14 protein-coding genes, 1 tRNA gene and 1 CRISPR repeat array are annotated in these 19,792 nt (G+C 28.8%); of the genes, 2 read left to right on the top strand and 13 right to left on the bottom strand.

Annotation, left to right across the window (positions count from 1 at the left end; all coding sequences use genetic code 4):
• Positions 1–33: 33 nt before the first annotated feature.
• The 7 genes from ACM0L0_RS01100 to secG form a co-directional block, all read right to left on the bottom strand.
• Positions 34–1,452: a thermonuclease family protein gene (locus tag ACM0L0_RS01100; RefSeq protein WP_416738723.1), complete on the bottom strand. Its 1,419-nt coding sequence runs from the start codon at positions 1,450–1,452 to the stop codon at positions 34–36.
• An 82-nt stretch (positions 1,453–1,534) separates the two neighbouring features.
• Complete coding sequence (locus ACM0L0_RS01095) at positions 1,535–4,057, bottom strand: P68 family surface lipoprotein (RefSeq protein ID WP_416738722.1); 2,523 nt, start codon at positions 4,055–4,057, stop codon at positions 1,535–1,537.
• A gap of 225 nt (positions 4,058–4,282) precedes the next feature.
• Positions 4,283–4,567: an antibiotic biosynthesis monooxygenase family protein gene (locus ACM0L0_RS01090; protein WP_416738721.1), complete on the bottom strand. Its 285-nt coding sequence runs from the start codon at positions 4,565–4,567 to the stop codon at positions 4,283–4,285.
• 44 nt (positions 4,568–4,611) lie between these two features.
• Positions 4,612–6,153 (bottom strand): methionine--tRNA ligase, encoded by a 1,542-nt coding sequence (gene metG, locus ACM0L0_RS01085; RefSeq protein WP_416738720.1) that lies wholly within the window; start codon positions 6,151–6,153, stop codon positions 4,612–4,614.
• Between the two features lie 9 nt (positions 6,154–6,162).
• Complete coding sequence (locus ACM0L0_RS01080; protein ID WP_416738719.1) at positions 6,163–6,948, bottom strand: tRNA1(Val) (adenine(37)-N6)-methyltransferase; 786 nt, start codon at positions 6,946–6,948, stop codon at positions 6,163–6,165.
• Complete coding sequence (gene rnr / locus ACM0L0_RS01075) at positions 6,920–9,124, bottom strand: ribonuclease R (protein WP_416738718.1); 2,205 nt, start codon at positions 9,122–9,124, stop codon at positions 6,920–6,922. The genes ACM0L0_RS01080 and rnr overlap by 29 nt, the downstream gene beginning before the upstream one ends.
• A gap of 4 nt (positions 9,125–9,128) precedes the next feature.
• Positions 9,129–9,359: a preprotein translocase subunit SecG gene (gene secG, locus ACM0L0_RS01070; protein ID WP_416738717.1), complete on the bottom strand. Its 231-nt coding sequence runs from the start codon at positions 9,357–9,359 to the stop codon at positions 9,129–9,131.
• Between the two features lie 294 nt (positions 9,360–9,653).
• Between secG and ACM0L0_RS01065 the strand changes: the two genes are divergently transcribed.
• Both ACM0L0_RS01065 and ACM0L0_RS01060 read left to right on the top strand, forming a co-directional pair.
• The gene (locus ACM0L0_RS01065; RefSeq protein ID WP_416738716.1) at positions 9,654–12,029 is read left to right on the top strand and encodes a coiled-coil domain-containing protein; all 2,376 of its coding nucleotides are present in this window, start codon (positions 9,654–9,656) and stop codon (positions 12,027–12,029) included.
• Between the two features lie 8 nt (positions 12,030–12,037).
• A complete protein-coding gene (locus tag ACM0L0_RS01060) occupies positions 12,038–13,612 on the top strand; it encodes a hypothetical protein (RefSeq protein ID WP_416738715.1) in 1,575 nt (524 codons plus the stop codon).
• 39 nt (positions 13,613–13,651) lie between these two features.
• Here ACM0L0_RS01060 and ACM0L0_RS01055 read toward each other — a convergent pair whose 3' ends face one another.
• The 6 genes from ACM0L0_RS01055 to cas2 form a co-directional block, all read right to left on the bottom strand.
• Positions 13,652–14,740, bottom strand: a complete 1,089-nt coding sequence (locus tag ACM0L0_RS01055; RefSeq protein ID WP_416738714.1) for a M20/M25/M40 family metallo-hydrolase — start codon at positions 14,738–14,740, stop codon at positions 13,652–13,654.
• A 1-nt stretch (position 14,741) separates the two neighbouring features.
• Positions 14,742–15,248 carry a redoxin domain-containing protein gene (locus ACM0L0_RS01050; RefSeq protein ID WP_416738713.1) on the bottom strand — a complete coding sequence of 169 codons (507 nt, stop codon included), beginning with the start codon at positions 15,246–15,248 and terminating at the stop codon, positions 14,742–14,744.
• 171 nt (positions 15,249–15,419) lie between these two features.
• Positions 15,420–15,503: transfer RNA gene (locus ACM0L0_RS01045), tRNA-Leu, on the bottom strand.
• A gap of 36 nt (positions 15,504–15,539) precedes the next feature.
• Entirely contained in the window at positions 15,540–16,037 is a 498-nt protein-coding gene (locus ACM0L0_RS01040; protein ID WP_416738712.1) for a dUTP diphosphatase, read from the bottom strand.
• Between the two features lie 125 nt (positions 16,038–16,162).
• Positions 16,163–18,706: a CRISPR direct-repeat array (repeat unit 36 nt; unit sequence GTTATTGCTTATACAAATATTGTACTACCCTAAAAC).
• 9 nt (positions 18,707–18,715) lie between these two features.
• Positions 18,716–19,480: a hypothetical protein gene (locus tag ACM0L0_RS01035; protein WP_416738711.1), complete on the bottom strand. Its 765-nt coding sequence runs from the start codon at positions 19,478–19,480 to the stop codon at positions 18,716–18,718.
• Positions 19,480–19,785 (bottom strand): CRISPR-associated endonuclease Cas2, encoded by a 306-nt coding sequence (cas2, locus tag ACM0L0_RS01030; protein ID WP_416738710.1) that lies wholly within the window; start codon positions 19,783–19,785, stop codon positions 19,480–19,482. Before cas2 ends, ACM0L0_RS01035 begins: the two co-directional genes overlap by 1 nt.
• Between the last annotated feature and the right edge of the window lie 7 nt (positions 19,786–19,792).

Below are 19,792 nucleotides of genomic sequence, written 5' to 3'. Positions count from 1 at the left end.
TTGTTTTATAAGGTTAAAAATGCCTAATAAATGTTATTTATTTTCCTTATTAGCAAGTCATTTTTTATAAATGTTTTCAAATGTTACATATGTTGAATTATTTTTAGCTAAATAAATGAATGTTGAGACATCACTTGGAGTTGCAAAGTAGTGGAAAAATCCTCTTTTTGCTTGAATAGCTTCAAACATAGCATTAGCTAATTGTTCATAAATATAATCTTCATATGAGCCGGGAACTGAGTGGATATTTGATCCATCAGCTTGTACATTGGAGCTAGGCATTGGAAGTGTTAGTCCAGCTCTCACAATTTCAACATTGTATGAATATTGATAGTTTTCCCCAAAGAATACGTCTGCTGTTGTTCTTCCGTAAGCATCATGACCTAAAAAAGCAACACGTACATGGTCTTTATATCCCATTTCAGGTGATCATAATTTTTCTGCAAATTGAGTAGGCATTAAAGCAAATGCATATTCAAATGGTGGAGATAACTTCTTAGATACAGCTTTTTCTGGTGTATCAATTCCAGATAAGCGAATATTAGGTTCTATTTTAGGGTCTCTTTTTTCATCATGTTTATCTTTAATTGGATTTGGCCCTTTTTTAAATTTGCCTTCAAATGTGTCCTTATCTTCATCCAATATTACTGCATAAGTATCACCATCAGAAACAGTTGATATTCTTCCATCAAAATAATTTCTAGGATCAACTTTGCTTCAATCGATATTTACACTCTTAAACATTTTTGGATTAGGTGCTGTTGGATAAGATTGAAATACTGGATTAATTGGCATAACAGTTTCTTTAGTTAAGGTTACATCCAATCCTGAAACATTACTGTTATCAGCTGCATTAAAAGCTGTGTATTTAAAATTGTTAATTGCTGTCATTTGTTTTAAATTTAAAGCTTTTTTGTGGACAGTTTCATTCGGAGCATCATTTACCCCTAATTTTTCACCTGTTTTTCAGTCAGCAAATTCTTGACTAAATAGTGAAAGAATATATAGCAATTTAAATGTTTCACCATTGTTTTGCTTAATTTCAACATTAAAGTATTTTGGAATATTTGAAAATGCATTTGCATTTGGTAATAAATATGTTGAATCTTGTTTTGTATAAGTTAATTTTATTATTTCATGAACTTTGTTAGATATGGATTGCGCTAATTTAGTAAGCGATCTAGCAAAAGCTGCTTTACCATTTGTATTTAATTTTTTTGTTGATTCAATAAGACCATCTTTTATTGTAAACGGAATTGAAGATTCAAAATTAATCTTAATTGTTTCACTGGGTCCTGAAATCATTTGCAGTCCTTTTAAACTTGATTGACTCTCGATAAATTTATTTGCTTTTTGTTCATCTGTCTCGCTGTTGCAAGATGCAGCCACAATTGGAAGAGTTGTTATTCCAGCTGCAATCGTAAACATAAAAAGACTTTTTATTTTTTTCATATTTCCCTCTAATTCCTCCATACAAGAAAATATAATTTATCTTTCGATAAATTATATTTTGACAGATATAGATTTTCTTATATTAATTTTTTGAAGCTTCAGCTACGAATTTTGTAAAGTCTTGAACTGTTTGACCTGTAGTAACTGATGTTTGTAGTCCATCTCATGCTGCATCTAATTGTTTTCTATAAGAATCCGCTCTTAATGAACCTGGTTCTTCAAAGATAATGTATGATGGGTCTGTAGCAACTTTCTTGAATTCTTCGAAAGCAACTTTTAAGTATGCATTAGATCCGATAAAGCTTGCTGTTGCATCTTCTAATGATACATTTTCAAATCCAGCATATGGTAAAATGTAACTCATTTGTTTTTGGATGTAGTCTCTTGGTGTATATGCTGTTTGTTGTGTATCTTCTGGATCAAATACATATTTGGTTGTTGATGTAATTAATCATTTCATGAATTGTTTTGTAGCTAATTCATCAGTTGGGTTTGAAACTAGACCCATGATAGAAGGACCTTGTCCAAATACAACATTTTTAGTGTTAGTTTTTTCTCATTTTGTTGGAGTAGGTAATGAAATTAATTCATTTTCTCCTAAAAAGTTTGCTTGTGATTTCTTTTCAATTGCATATCCAAGTTCTTTAAGTGTAGCATTTGCTGATTCTGAAATTCCATATGTTTCTGTAACTCCATCTTTAAATGCTAAAATCATTTGGAACGCAACTTTATCTTTAGAATCATTTTTAAGTAATCCTGCATATAATTTCTTTTCTTGAACTTTTGCTAAGAATGCTTTATCTTCGGCTTTTGTTTGGTCATATGGTAATACTAAGAATCCAATTTTTGAAATTGTGTTTCTTGAATTTACTTGTGCACCTTTAACAGTTTCTTCAAATAATGTTTGATCTTCTTGTGTTGCAAACATTTGTGAATATTTACCTGGAAGTGTATTCTTTAGTGCAGTAGCTGTTAATGCATTGTAAGCATAAATTCCATTCATTTTGTTTCCTAAGAAGTATAATGGAGTAACATCTTTAGCAGGTGTATCAGCTGTAACATTTTTAAGTCCTGCTGTTGTTGGTAATGTCACTAATTGGTAACTTGTACCATAGTTTAATCTTATATCATTAAAGCTTCCATTTTTGTCATCAAAGCTTAATGTTTTAACTTCTTTTCCATCAACTGTTAATACATAACTTGTTAATTCACCTTTAACAAAGTTGTGTGAATATCCAGCTGTAGAACCAATTGAAAAAGCAAATTTATGTTTTTGTTGATCTCTTGAAGAGAATTGCCCACCAGGGAATAATTTTGTTCCACCAGCTACAACTGAGTCTTTAACTGTGTTATAGATTTGTTGTGAACCTGTATTTGCATCTGAACCATCTTTTTGTAGTGTTGAATATGAAATTTGAACACCTTCATTGTTGTGGTTTACAGATTGAATCATTTTAGATGTATCACCATTTAAAATTGAGAATAAAGCTTGTTCATATAATGATGTAGCAGAGTCAACACCAAAAATATGAACTGAGGCATTTGCTGGTTTATTATTATTTACTGATTTTTCAAATAATCCTTGTGCAAATTTAGCAAATTCTAGTAACTCTTTGTAGTTTTCAAAAATTGAATATGAAACTACATACCCTTTTACTAATTCTTTAATATTTGAAACAGGCTTTCCTCATGTTGATTTAACAACTGTAGCATCTGCAGCACCTTTTTCTTTAATTGTTTTATATAATTCAGCCATTTTTGTATCATCAGCTTTAATTGAACCACCATTTTCAACAATTGTGCTTAAAACGTAGTTCATAACAGGTGCATTTAATGAAAGAACGTTTGTACTCTTTAATGCAGGTAAGATTCATGATGAAGGTCTATCAACATTTTGTGTTTGAGCATTAATTGTTGTAAAGTTGTTTGAAAAGTTTGTTAAGTCTAAATTGATATCTGCATCATTATCATTAAAGCTTAATAACATGTCTTTGCTTCCTAATGATGAAGCAACTGGTGCATAGTTTAAAATAATGTCAGCAAAGTTAGGGTTACCATTTTGAACAGCTTGAGTAACAGCATTAGCTCCTGCTGAATATCCTGAACCTAATGGTTTTGTATCAACTTCTTTAGCAGCTAATGAAATTCCGTATTCTGATTTGTAATTAATACCTTCTTGATCATCTGCATGTGCTTTTTTGTATTCTTCAAATGCTGCTTTATTCTTTTGAACTAAATTGTTGTAGACAGCAATAATTTGATCAATACCAACTGATTGAACTGAACCTTGAGCAAATGTGTGCCCAATAACAATTTTAGTTTTTACCTCTTGTGAAAATTGTGCTTTAGCAGCATCAGGATTTGAGTTAGATTTGTTTCCTGCTGAGTTAGCAACACGTTCAGCCATTGTAGATGTTTGACCTAATAATGTAATTTTTCCTAATTCTGGATTTGTAACTCATGGTGCTTCTGTTCCATCACCATCTGTTGTGTTAGGGTTTACTGGTTTAGCAGTATCTGTATTACATCCAGCTGAAAGAGCAACTGTTGTTACACCAACAAGCCCTGCAGCTCCTAATAATATATTTTTAAATTTAAAATTCATAAATTAAAACTCCTTAATAAGCAAATATAAAATATTTGCTCTTGTTTATGTGTTTTGTATTTTTCAAGAAATGTAAGAGCGATATAAATGCTTTTTCTTGTATAGCTGCTCCGGTTACAATTTCTATAATTAATTATAGAGCATTTATCTTTTTATATTGTGTAAAAAATTTATTTCCACATTTTGTTCCACATTTGCAGATTATATAAAAAAGCTCGCTTTTTATTATTTAGCGAGCTCTATTTCATAGACATTTTGGACTGTTTTAGACATTTTTCTAATAGTTCCAAATTCTTTTTTGAATTCTTCTAATTGGTTAAAAGCTTCAAAAGACTGTTTTGAACTTCAACGTTCAATAACAAGAACTTTATCTTCGGCCTCTAAACCATATTCAAAAGAAAGATTTTCTTCTTTCATTCTTGTTTTCTTAGTTAAGATATATAAGTAATCTATAAATCCCTTCATTTTCTCTGGGTTGATTATATATCTTGTAGCTTTGGCAAAAATCATATTAAATACTCCTAAACATAGTATTTGGTTTGCTTAAATAAATACTATTTCTTAATTCTTGAAAAAAGAATAAATTCTTTCCCTTGATTAATATTATCAAATTTAGACCAGTTTGTTACTAAATCAAATGAAAAATTATTTACACCTAAGATTTGAGCAACTTCAGCAACTTTTCTAGGCAATACTGGAGCTAAATATAATGAAACAGCATAAATACCATTAAATAATCTAACTAAAATTTGTTCAAGGCGAGGTAGATCTTCTTTTAATGTTCAAGGTTTTGTCTCATCTATATATTTATTTAGATCACCTGAAAGTTCAATTGCTACTTTGAAAGCTTTATCAACTTCTAAAGCATCAAAGTGTTTCTTATAAGTTACGACAGAAGCTGTAATTTTTTCTTCAATTGCCAGGTCAGATTCTAAAGAAGAAGATTGATAATGTAACGGTTCAGCAAAACTATTTGCCTTCATTTTAATACTACGGGCTACTAAGTTTCCATAATTATTAATTAAATCAGAGTTAATTACATCAATAAAACGATTTTCATCCCAAATTCCATCTTCTCCAAGTGTGATTTGTGAAGCAAAATAATATTTAATCATTTCAGGATGGTATTTAGTTAATAATTCATAAGGATCAACTACATTATTTTTTGATTTAGACATTTTCCCTGTTGGTGTAACAAGTCAACCATGAGCTTGAATTTTACTTGGTTGTTTTAAATTTAAAGCTTGCAAGAAAATTGGTCAATAAATCATATGGAAACGAGAGATTTCTTTTCCAATTAAATGCACAACTTCAGCATCATTTCAATATTGTTCAAAATCGCTTGGTTGTATAGCTTGTGTAACATCAAAGCCTAAAGCAGTAATATAGTTACATAAAGCATCTAGTCATACATATAAGGTATGAGTTGGATCTTCATTAATTTTAATTCCTCATTCAATGTTAGTTCTAGTAACTGATAAATCTTCTAGTCCTTTGAGTAAGAAATTATTCTTCATTTCATTAATAATTTTATTAGGACCTAGAAAATTAGGATTTGCATCAATGTATTGGATTAATCAAGGAGCAAAGCGATCCATTTGGAAAAAGTAAGAATCTTCTGAAACATTGATTAATTTATGTCCACTTTGTGGGTGGAAATAAGCCCCATCTTTATATACAGCTTGAGTTTCAGTTAAAAATTCTTCATCACTAACAGAATAAAGTCCTTCATATTTACCACGGTAAATATAACCTTTATCTAAAAAGTAAGAAAAGATCTTTTTAACACTTTCACAGTGGCTTGGAGAACTAGTACGTGAAAAAATATCATAATCAATATCAAAATCTTGTCACATTTGTTGATATTTAGCTACTAAATTATTAACAAACTCTTGTGGTTGCATACCTTCTTCAGCAGCTTTTTGTTGAATTTTTAAACCATGTTCATCACTACCTGTAAGCATTTTAACATTGTAACCATCTAACTTTTTATAGTTAGCAATTACTCAAGCTAAAGTAGTAGTGTATAAGTGACCAATATGTAAATTTCCACTAGCATAATAAATTGGGGTTGTTATATAAAAATTCTTTTTCATTCTTGCTCCTTAAACTTTTTTAGGTTTATATAAGGCTTTAATTTCAGGTAAATAAGCATGATTATTTTTATCATTACTATCATGTAAATAAAGGTTTGGAAGGAAATGCACTCCTCAACCTGACTGATAGCGAGCTTCAATTAAAGCAAATTTTGGTTTATCATCAACTCTTGGAAGAATAAATTGAATACGCTTAGGCTCAAATTTATACTTACGTAAATATTCAAAAGTATCAACTAGTCTTTCAACTGGTAAAACAATGGTTAGAAAACCTTTCTGTTCTATTATTTTACTGCAGCCCATAATTAATTGTTCTAAATTTAAATAAATTTCATGGGTTGCTATTAGCTTTTCTTGACTAATATCTTTTTTAATTTTACTTTTATCGTATGGATAAAAAGGTGGATTACAGAAAATTGTTTGGTACTTAGCTCTAGCTTCTTTGGTATGTTGCTTTCAAAAATCATTAAAATCAGCACAAATGACATTTATTTGATCTTGCATCTGATTTAATTCAACATTTTGTTTTGCTAAAGAGGCAGCTTTTGCTTGAATTTCAACTGCATCAATTTTAAGTTTTGCAAAACGTGATGCCACAAAGATTGATAGGGCACCATTATTAGTACCAATTTCTAATGCTCGAGTAGTTTTTTGAGTTAGATAAATAAAGTTACCAAGCAAAATAGTATCAACTGAATAGTTAAACATTGTTTTGTCTTGGTAAACGTATAAATCAGAATCGAAACCTAGAGAATTTTTAACTAGTTTACTTTCTTTGTTTCTTTGGCTTTGCATTGTGTCTTTCTGTTTCTTCTTTTTGTTTTTTAGCAATATAGTCTTGGTATAAATCAGCTAGCACACAGTCAACTTTACCTTCAACTAAATCAACTCCAACAACTACTACATCAACATAGTCACCAAGGGTAAATTTACGGTTAGCAGAAACTAATTTAGTAAGTACATCATTAGCTTCATATTCACCATCTATTAAAGTACTTTTATGTACAAGTCCACTAGCTTTAAATTCAAATTCCACAAAGAATCCAAAGTTTAAAATACTTAAAATTTGTACTTTAAAAGTTTTGCCAATTTGATTCTTTAAGAATTCAGCAAATTTAAGATCATTAACGTTACGTTCAATTTGAACTGCTTTTTGTTCACTCTTAGTATTTAAGTCTCCAAAAATTGGCAACATTTCTCTGTATTCATCTAACTTATTGTATTCTTTGTTAATTAAGAAATTTCTAATTGTACGGTGAATTACTAAGTCAGGATATCTACGAATTGGGCTTGTAAAGTGACAATAAAATTTAGAAGCCAATCCAAAGTGTCCAATATTATTATCTGAATAAATAGCTTTTTGCATTGAACGTAAAAACATTAATTTAACAAAATCATCATCACGTTCATTTTTAACTTTAGTTACAAAATCAGCAAATATTTTAGGTGTAATTGTATTAGCTTTTAACTCAGCTGCCGAAATATCAATGGCAGCTAATGAATTCTTTAATAAAGTTAATTTATCTTCATCAGGTGTTTCGTGAATACGGTAAAGAACTGGCAACTTAGCATCAAATAAGAATTTTGCTACTGTTTCATTTGCTCTAACCATGAAGTCTTCAATAAGCACTTCACTAAAACCACGTGGATTAATTTCAATACTTTTAACTCTACCTTCATCATCAAGTTTAATTTTAGGTTCCTGAATTTCGAAGTCTACATATCCTTCATTAATTTTGTATTGGTGAAGGATTAAACTTAATTCTTTAGCTGTTAGTAGCATTTCTTTTAATGATTTAACTTGAATTGGATCATCATTTTCATTTAATAAACCTGTTTTGTAGAATTTATCAACATTTTTATAAGTCAATCTAAATTTACTTTCAATAATTCCTTGTGAAATTTCAACTTTAACATTATTTCCATTTGGATCAATTTCCATTTCACATGCTAAAACAAAACGATCTTCATTAGGATTTAATGAACAAATTCCGTTTGATAATTCAACTGGCAACATTGGAATAACACGATCAACAAGGTAAATACTTGTTCCACGTTTTAAGGCTTCTTCATTAATTGCAGTTTCTTCGCGAACATAGTAAGAAACGTCAGCAATATAAACTCCTAAAAAGTAATTTCCATTTGCAAGTTTTTTAACTGTAATGGCATCATCAAAGTCTTTTGTGTCGTCACCATCAATTGTAACAATCATTTCATCACGGAAATCTTTACGATTACTTCAATCTTCTGCCACAATTGTGCTTGGAATTTGAGCAATTTCTGGATCCATATTTTCTGGGAATGATAATGGTGCTTTAATTTGTTCAAGGTATGATTTAACAAACACCATTGGATCAGCTTCATTAGTAATAACACGAGCTACTTGAGTATCAATTCAGTTACCTTCGTATGCTAAAATATTGCAAGTTACTAAATCATTTAATTTTGTAGGAACTGTTGAAGAAATTAATCTTCATTTGCTTGTTTTAAGTCTATTATCTACAGGCACAAAGTATTTGGTATCATTTTTTTCTTTAATAAAACCAACGACTTGTTCATTGTTTCTTTGAACAACTGCTGTAATTACTCCATGAGTTAAATCATCTCCTCCAGGAAGTTCAGATTTATAGACATTAACTTTTACAGTATCGCCATTAATAGCACCATTGAAGTTAAATGATTTAACATAAACACTTTTTTTAGTGTCATTTTCTTCGTCGATATCATAATCAACAAATCCAAAATTACCTTTTTGAGAAACATTTAAATTACCTTCAATTGTTTCTTGTAATACTGGTGCATAATATTCATCACGATTATTTTTAAAAACTAAATATTCCCCTTGAAGTTCTGAAAGCACTTTTGTAAGGGATTTATTATCTCTTGGCAAAATTCTAAAATGTTTTGCAATATCTAAGAAAGCTTTGGGCTTTCCATTTTTTATATAGTCATAAATAAGATTTTTTTTCATATTATTACATTAAGATTCTAATTATTATTGATCCAACTATGATTAGGGTTCCTAATACAATCATTGAATATTTTAAAATCTTTTTTACTCCTCTCTCTTTTGAATGTTTAAATAAGTCTAAATCACCAGATCCAACTAAAGCACCTGAGAAACCATTAGAATCAGGTGACATTAAGAATGAAACTATGATAATTAAGAAGCCTATAATTAGTAATACAACTACTAAAGAAGTCATCATTCCTCCTAAAATATTTAAATAGTATTTAAATAATACCACAAATACTGCAAAAAATGTTGATACTTCCTAAGCTTTTAATCATTTAAGTGCTTAAAAATCAATTCTCACCTTAGCCTTGAGTTTTTAGCTATTAATCCTTCCTTTTTGCTTGTTTTTTCGAAATATCAAAAAGCAAGATATTTTTTCACTAAAAGAGCTATATTATAAGAATAAAAGTTAAAGAGTAATAGTTAAAAACTAGATTTTCCTTAACTTCTGTAAGCTTTTTAAATTAAGAGTATAATTTAAATTATGAAAAAAATATATAGAAATTTATTATTAACAAGTGTTAGCTTATCAAGCGTAACATTACCTTTAGTAGCTAGCAGTTGTACTCAAACTAACACAACTACAGAAAATGAAAATAATTTAATAAATACTATTAGTGCATATAGAAATACTATGTCACTTTATGTAGATGGTGCAAACACATATTTTACAAAGCTAATTATTAATACAAAAAATGATCCATTTTTATCTCAAGTTGCCAATAAATATTATGGAGAATTATCACTTTCAGTCCCTGATGGCAAGCTTAAAAATGACTTTTTTGATTACTATAATAACATTAAAAATGTTACTAATTTGAGTGTCCAAATGAAAACAACAGCTAATACAATTTTAGACAAGATTTCAAAGGTAGACATTGCAAAGCCAATTGACTTTTATAGAAATGTTATAGCTAACCACAAGCAATTAGGAGAAATTTATAACCAATTAATTCAAACTTATGGAGCGATTATTGGTCAAGCTGAAAAAATTAATCAAGAAAAAGCTAATGAATACAAAACACAATTTGTCAAAAATCTAGAAGATGGCCCTAAAAAAGTTTTTGAATTCTCCTTAATTACTGCTGCTTTTCTACAATTAGAAATAAAAAATTATGGAATTAGCGATATGCTTCAAAACTTAGAAAAATCACTTAAAGAACCTAACGCAGAGCTTCAAAAAGCAATAAGCGATACTAATTCATGAGTTAATAAGTGACTAAAAAATATTGAGTCATATACATTAGACAAAATTCAAAATGAAGAACTAAACTTAGAAAAAATGATTTCTGAGATCAATACTGATTTTGAAAACACTGTTACAAAAACATTTTATACAAAATTTATGGTTCCAGTACTTCAACAAAGACAACCTGAAAAGGAACTGACTCAACAATTTAATCAAAATCCAATATACTTCAAGTTTTACACTTCAACAACTAATAATGACGAAATTCAAACAGCAAATCAGCTATTAAAACAAGAAGAAATTGCAAAAAATAAAACTGCTACTGATGCTATTGAAAAATTAGTTTCAATCTTTACCAACCATGGAAAGAATTTAAATCCAAGTTATCCAAATGATAATTTTGCTAACGGAGAAGCTGAAAACATTAAATTTGCTTTCTTAACCCAAAATGGTAAACAAGAAACTGATGAGATCAATGCTACTATTTATACAAGAGACAATACAACCAAGAAATTTGCTTCGAAACCTAATACAACTAACGGATTAGCTCAAACTTTTGATGCAAGTAATACAAACTATGTGATTAAGGTTAATGTTCCACAACAACTTGCATCAACTTTAGGTTTAGTAGTTCCTTTCCCTCAAAATAACACAGATATTCAAGAGTTTTATAAAAATACTAATGGATATTTACCATTTGGTATTAGAGGACTTAGCGCTATTAAAAATAGTTGAATCAATCCTGATTTACTAGTGTTTGACACCTTATTTGCAGGGTTAGAAGGAAATAGAACCCTTCAAAATCAATGAGACAATTTGATTTTTGAAAATTATAATTTTGTATTTTTAAATCAAAACTCACAACTAAATATAGATGCTTACATCGGTATTAGTGATGAAATTTATAATAAATTCTTCGCTAATAAAAAAGAAAATGAAAAACAAGCTGAAAAACTTGCCAAAGATAAAAAACAATTAGAAGATCAAGAAATGGTACTAGATAGCAAATACCAACCTTGAGTAAAAAACTTCTTAATTCCTAAATACCAAGCAAATTCTAATACTACAGAAGAACAATACTACAAAGACAAATTAGCTCAAATCATTACTGTAAAAGAAGGCAAGAACTATATTACAGTAGATAAGTGAATTCAAGCCTTACAAAATATTCTTGACTATCTAGCAGCTGCACCAAATAAAGATCAAACAGCAGACTCAATTCAAAAAGCAGTAAAAGATCTCGAAGCACAAAAAGATAGCTTAAAACAAGAATATGATAAAAATATGGCTGCTATTAATTCAGAAAAAGAAAAGCAACAAGCTATTGTAGATTCAAAAGAAGCAACTGAACAAGATAAAGAGCAAGCTAAAAAAGCTCTTGAGCAACTTAAAGAAGGATTAAGTCAGCTTCAAAATAATTATGATAAAAATGTGGCTGCTTTAGACTACCAAATTACTCAAGCAAAAATTACAATTCAAGACTGAATTAATAGTGCTAAAGCACATGGTTTAAATATTAACCAATATAGTGATATTGAAACAGTTAAAACAGAAGTTACTACATTATTAAACACAGCTAAAAAGCAAATTGATGAAATTAATAAACAAATTGATAAATTGTTAAATTTCGATTTATTAAGTATTTTATTTAGATTACAAAATGTTAAATAGGTGGTTATATGAAGTGAACATCTTTAATAAAGTTACTTGCTTTACCTAGTGTATCACTAGTTGCTCTTGCAAGTAGCTGTCAAAATAATGAATCGACACAAAGCCCAAACCCTTTTCATGATAACACTTATGCCAAGGCATTTGCAAATGAAGCTAAAGTGTTTATTAATAACTACACTAAAATGCAAAATCAAATAGTGGACTTTATCTTGCAACAAAGCAAAGTAAATCCAGCATTAAGAGATCAAATCCAGCTCTATAGAACTCAAAAACCAAGCAGTTTTAACAAATACTTCTTGCCTTTTGCAGAAAATGTTGTTAAAAATGATAATATTTTTAAAACCAAATATCAAGAATTTGAATCAATTTATAATCAAACCAACTTAACCAGTTATGCCTTAGCCCAAGCTATGAATAACTTTGTTAGTGAAGTTGCTAATGAATGTAATGAAATGTTAACAACATTAAATGAATATTTTGACATTCAAAAAAACTTTTCTTACAATCTAGAGTATGAATTTGCTAATGTTAGAGCTACCGCAAGAGTTTATTATATTAATTCAATTTATCAACATTTATTAAATAATTTAACTACTTTAGAGTCCAATAAAGCTGTTAATTTAGACCAAATTCAAAAATTAAAGCAAACTATCGATCATAATCTTAAACAATTTAAGCAAATATATAGTATTCAAAATAGTTATATAACAATTGATGATAGCTTTAATACAGCCATTGAGTTAGATTTAGCACAATTAGAAAAGGTTGTTGAAATTTACAAAAAAGACTTTGGCCCAGCTTATTTAGCTTCACTTGATATTAATAAGAACAATAGTTTTACAGATTCATTTAGTTCAATGAATAACCAAATGAAAATCTTAGTTACCAAGTCACAAGGAAACTTAGAAGCTGATTACTTATTTATTAATCCTGAAATATTTAAACAAGTAGAAAGTGAATTAGATAATACTGTGTATCTTAATGAACTAACTCGTTTAAAACAAGAAGGCTATAGCTTAATTTCAAATTACATTATTGATGATTTAAGCTATGATAAAAAAGTTCATCTTAAAAGTAATTTACATAATAATGTGCAATTTGATATTGCACTTGCCCAAAAGCACAATGGTAAATTTGTTACAGTAAAAAATCTTACTAATTCTAATTTTGGTTCTAAGCTGTCAACTAATCCTGAATTGGACCAAAATGACTATCTTGTAAGGCTACAAGTAAATCAAAGTCAACTCAAATCCCTTGGAATTTCCTTGATTTCGATCCTACAAAATCAAGTATTTAATGCTAATGGGAACATTATTTTATCTCAACCTGAAAACTTAGTTGCTAGTTTAACTATTAAAGAAAACAAGCCAACTATTACTCTAGCTTATAGAGATAAAAATTATGTTATTCCAGCAGGATGAGATACAGTCTTATACCCAAATAAGAATATTGCCCTATCTTATAATTTCCCACATAATGTATCACTAAGCATATTCGATATTTATTTAAAAGTAAATAAGACTACTTATGATGTTTTAACTCAATTAAAAGACAATGATACATTTGACTTAGAATTTATATAAAAAATAACTACTAGGACTTCCTAGTAGTTATTTTCATTATTATTTATAAGCGATTTTATCTGCGTATACTTCAGGTGAAAATTCCTTAATAAATTCTGTCATTAGATCAATTGTAGCTTGAATATCTACAAGTGAACATGAACCAATTGGTGAGTGTAAGTATCTTTGAGGAATTGAAATTGTCATTACAGAAGCTCCACCTTGAGCATATTGTAATTGAGCAGCATCAGTTCCACCACCTTCAGCTACATATTTGTATGCTGGGATGTCTTTTCTCTTAGCAATATCCATTAAAACTGCTAATAATTTTGGATCAGGTAATGTTCCACCATCTTTTACAAGTAAAGAAACACCTTTTCCAAGTACTGGTGTACCTGGTTTACATCCAGTTGTGTCATGTGAAGCACCTGTATCTACTGCAAAAGCAACATCTGGGTTAATTATTGAAACTGATGTTTTAGCGCCTCTAGTTCCAACTTCTTCTTGAACTGTACCAACTAAATATAAATCACAAGCTAAGTCTAAATCAGCTAAATTATTAGCAATAAATTCTAGTGCTGTAACACCAGCTCTATTATCCATTGCCTTTCCACCAATAATATTGTTTGCAAAGTGAATTGTTTCACCAGATAAGAAGATTTTGTCTCCAATTTCAATTCCAGCTTCTAGCACTTCTTGTTTTGAAGCATATCCTAAGTCAACAAATAAGTCTGCTTCCTTAATTGCAACGCTCATTTTATCTCTATCCATGATGTGAATTGAAGTGTGTCCAAATACACCTTCAAATCTTTTACCTGTAGCATTAGAAACTACAGTAGCCTTAGTTCCAATTACAACACTTGGTCAAACTCCACCAATTGTTGTAACTAAGATATTTCCGTTATCAGCAACTGATTTAACCATGTATCCAACTTCATCCATGTGAGCTGCAAGCATAACTTTAGGTGCATTAGCAACTTTTGATGGTTTGTGGAAAATAATTGATCCAAAAGCATCTCTTGTAATTTCATATTTAGCTTTAATGTTAGCTCTTAATTCATTTGCAACAGGTTCTTCAAAACGAGAAATTGCTTCTATTGACATGTATTTAGCTAAACGTGTAGCTAATTTTTCGTATTTTTTATCCATTTTAGTTTTCCTTTAATAATTCGTTTAATTTTTCTTCCATTGATTTGAAATCAACTTGTTCATGGGTGTTTTCATTAATTTGCATGTATTTAATCTTGTTTTGATCATCTAGAATAAATAATGAACGTGCACATAATTGTACTTGTTCAATTAAAACACCTAGTCCACGAGCTACTTCATGTGTTAAGTAGTCAGAGTATAATTGTACTCTACCTGTTTCATGGTCTTCTGCATAGTTACTTAAAGCAGTAGGCAGATCCATTGAAAAAGTAGCAAAATCTACATTTTTGTATTTGTGTGATAATTCTGCCATTTTTAAAATTTGCATATCACATACCATAGTATCAGCTGATGGGAATGTTCCTAAAACTAAATACTTGTTTTCACGTTTAGGTGTGCTTTGTTCAAATTTTCCTTCTTTAGCACCTACAAGTACTACTTCATTGCCTACTACTGGAGAAGTTCCAGCAAGAGTGCAATCTTTATTTCCGAATTTAACTGTTCTCATAATTCTCCTTTATCTTTTATTTATTCAATTTTACTAAATGTTAGGCATAATGATAATATTTTTTACTACTAATAGAAACTTATTAAGATCTTAATTTATTATCTCTTTTAGTTACAATTTAGCTATAAAAGAAATAATTAAGTATATAAAAAAGACTCCTAAGGAGTCATTTGGTGCCTTAGACAGGACTTGAACCTGCACGGATTGCTCCAGCGGATTTTGAGTCCGCAGCGTCTACCATTCCACCACTAAGGCATAAGCTATATAATTATATAGCTTTTTTATTTGCAATTAATAATTATTTGCAATTCTTTCATAGTTTTTACGATTTTTAGCCTCATAAGCTAGGTATAAATCATCATAATTAAAACCAAGCATCACAAAGCTTCCAAGCGCTACTTGGAAAGCTTTTAAGATATTATCTTTGTTAATATCTTTCATAATTTCTGCAATAGCAATAAATAGTTGTTGAAATTGTATGTTGATATCATCACTTAAAATAATGGGTTCAATTTCAGGATTAATTTCAAATTTATATGAAAAGTTAACTAGAAAGTGAATTAAGTCCGCAAACTCTTCAGTTACTGCAGATCTTTTAATATCCTTATGAATTTTTCAATATTTAAAGCTTTGCACTTCATTGATATATTCAGCAGCTTCAATTATTAATGCAAGTGTTTTTTGCACTTTAATATCATCAACATTTAAATCAGGGTTTGCATCATGACTTTTTTTAGCAATTTGCTTGTCAAGTTCTTTTTGCATATCAAAAATTTTTGTTAAATTCATAGCTGTATTATATTACTTTTAATACTTTAAGATAATAAAAAAATAGACGCCTATATCTAGACACTTTTTTATACACAAATGTTCGACTTAAAACATCTTTGAAGTTTTTAAATTAAAGGGTTTTGTTTATTGCTTATACAAATATTGTACTACCCTAAAACAATTTTAGAAAGTATTACGTTTTTACTGACGTTATTGCTTATACAAATATTGTACTACCCTAAAACTAACATATCAATATTCTAGAAATTTAGGAAGTTATTGCTTATACAAATATTGTACTACCCTAAAACGACTGAAGCTGTGTTATTTGGGTTTGGAAAGTTATTGCTTATACAAATATTGTACTACCCTAAAACAACTAGGTCTTCGTCATTATTACATACTTGGTTATTGCTTATACAAATATTGTACTACCCTAAAACTTATCTGAAAAATGTAATTTATTATCTAAAGTTATTGCTTATACAAATATTGTACTACCCTAAAACTCTCGTTGTCGTGAATTATATCCCAAAGAAGTTATTGCTTATACAAATATTGTACTACCCTAAAACTAGACTTTTGTATATCAACAATACTAAAGCGTTATTGCTTATACAAATATTGTACTACCCTAAAACTAGTCCAACTTTTATGATTGATATTACTGGGTTATTGCTTATACAAATATTGTACTACCCTAAAACATAGTCTAATGCCACTTATTCAAGAACTGCGTTATTGCTTATACAAATATTGTACTACCCTAAAACAAAATATTAGTCAAGTTTATGAACTTGAGTGTTATTGCTTATACAAATATTGTACTACCCTAAAACATACCAAAACCCCGAGCAAGGTTATTTATAGTTATTGCTTATACAAATATTGTACTACCCTAAAACAATTTTGTTTGTATATCTTGACTAGATAAGGTTATTGCTTATACAAATATTGTACTACCCTAAAACACATTATTAGCAAGTATCTTAGGAGCTTGCGTTATTGCTTATACAAATATTGTACTACCCTAAAACAAATGCTTTCGAGTGAATTTAGAATGGTGTGTTATTGCTTATACAAATATTGTACTACCCTAAAACCTGCTTCAAGTGCTTGAGTTACTTTTATTTGTTATTGCTTATACAAATATTGTACTACCCTAAAACTACAAAAACATTATTCTCAACACCAGAAGAGTTATTGCTTATACAAATATTGTACTACCCTAAAACACATAAATATAACCAATGACGCAATTTATTGTTATTGCTTATACAAATATTGTACTACCCTAAAACGAAGGAATGAACTCACAAAAACAAAAAGTTGTTATTGCTTATACAAATATTGTACTACCCTAAAACAAATAACTTTTGAGGCAGTTAAAATTTTTTGTTATTGCTTATACAAATATTGTACTACCCTAAAACAATCAAGCGCTTTTAAAACTCTAAAAACTTGTTATTGCTTATACAAATATTGTACTACCCTAAAACTGAACTACCAATACTCAAAAAACTTAGGAAGTTATTGCTTATACAAATATTGTACTACCCTAAAACCACAAAATAAGCTAAAAAATGTAGTAGATTGTTATTGCTTATACAAATATTGTACTACCCTAAAACTTTCTTCAACAAAGCTTATTGAGCTCATAGGTTATTGCTTATACAAATATTGTACTACCCTAAAACAAGGGATGAGACAAAAATGGAACATTCTTCGTTATTGCTTATACAAATATTGTACTACCCTAAAACTAAATTCAGAATTAGTTTTTTGAAGGTACTGTTATTGCTTATACAAATATTGTACTACCCTAAAACTATATCGCCAACGTAAAAATATTAAAGGTAGTTATTGCTTATACAAATATTGTACTACCCTAAAACGCAAATGCAAGTTACTTGTTTCTTTTTCATGTTATTGCTTATACAAATATTGTACTACCCTAAAACTAACCTCTCCTTCAGCTCTGCTCAACCTTTGTTATTGCTTATACAAATATTGTACTACCCTAAAACTCTTTTTATCTGCTGTTTTTAACATTTGATGTTATTGCTTATACAAATATTGTACTACCCTAAAACAAATCATTGTTTAGCAAAATCTGTAACAAGTTATTGCTTATACAAATATTGTACTACCCTAAAACCAGCTGGGATTTTGTTATCTTCTTTTCTATGTTATTGCTTATACAAATATTGTACTACCCTAAAACACACACCACTATTATAAAAAATTGCGATCTGTTATTGCTTATACAAATATTGTACTACCCTAAAACAGTACATTATTGAAATGTTTAAAGGGGAAGGTTATTGCTTATACAAATATTGTACTACCCTAAAACATAACACAATTACAGTATAGTCATATAACAGTTATTGCTTATACAAATATTGTACTACCCTAAAACAAGAAGCTGAAACAGAAACACAAACAGAAGAGTTATTGCTTATACAAATATTGTACTACCCTAAAACAAGCAATTTAAAACTATTGACGACTTAAAGGTTATTGCTTATACAAATATTGTACTACCCTAAAACTTAAAATACCAAAAAAATTATACTCAATAAGTTATTGCTTATACAAATATTGTACTACCCTAAAACTTACACACTTTAAACGTGTATAGTGAATATGTTATTGCTTATACAAATATTGTACTACCCTAAAACCTCATTTTGTTAAAAAATATTATTTTTTAAGCCCAACTTAATTTTATTTATTTCTTTATCAGACATATTTGCTAACATTTCATTACTAATTTGAGTTTGGAATAACTCTTCTAAAAAATATTCAAATGCATCCAAGCTTTCTATTTTTATAATCCTATTATTATCCTCATCTACTAAAGCGTATGCTTCAAACAATTCATAATTTCTTGCTACTTCATTAATAACATCATTTTTAAGAACAATTATGTTATTCACAGCTATATAACTAGAAAGTTCAAAAAGATTTAAATTATTAAAGTCTTTTATTATTATAGTTTTAGGTTCAGTTTCATGATCTAACAAACTCAAATATTTTAATACATCATCTGCACTAATAAAGTCATCTGATATATTTAATAAAGATTTAATAATTTTGGTTGATGAGCTGTCTATTGATATAACATTATTGTTAAAATTATGATTAATTTCTTCCACTATATTATTTAAAATATAATCAGTATTTAGTATTTTAGTGTAGTCAATATTAATAGAAGATAATAGTTTTGCAATAATATTTTTACTATTAAAAGCCAACAGATCAGAATATTTGGTTAGTGGAGACATTATTATGCAGTCAGATAATCAAATGTTTTTGTTATTGATTTGAATTGATGCATCTTCATTTTCTTTTTCATAAATAAACATTTCTCTTAAAAAATTAGTAGTATTTGCTACATCTAAAAATAGTAGCCCATGAAAGTTTTTGATTTCATTTTTGTATGTTTTGATTTTCATTATAGTTCTATATAATCCTCTCTATCATTATAAATTTCATTTAAGTTTTTTTCTCCGGTTAAAATTTCCATATTTTGATACTGATTTTCAGTCAGCATAATAACTCTCACATTTGCTTTTATCGGCAAAATTTTCTTGATTTTTTCTAATTCATATTTATACATTGTATGTGATCCGATGCATTTGCAATATATTGAGTATTGCAACATAAAATATCCCAATCCGATTAATCTTTCTCTAAATTTTTGTGCAGCTTTATCATTTTCATCTGTTTGATAAATATCATAAAAAATTAGTATTCTCATATATCTA

This window comes from Mycoplasma razini (assembly GCF_048076865.1).
Taxonomy (GTDB): domain Bacteria; phylum Bacillota_I; class Bacilli_A; order Mycoplasmatales; family Metamycoplasmataceae; genus Mycoplasmopsis.
Note: the sequence above shows the minus strand (reverse complement) of the source record. Positions and strands in the feature narration are given on the sequence as shown.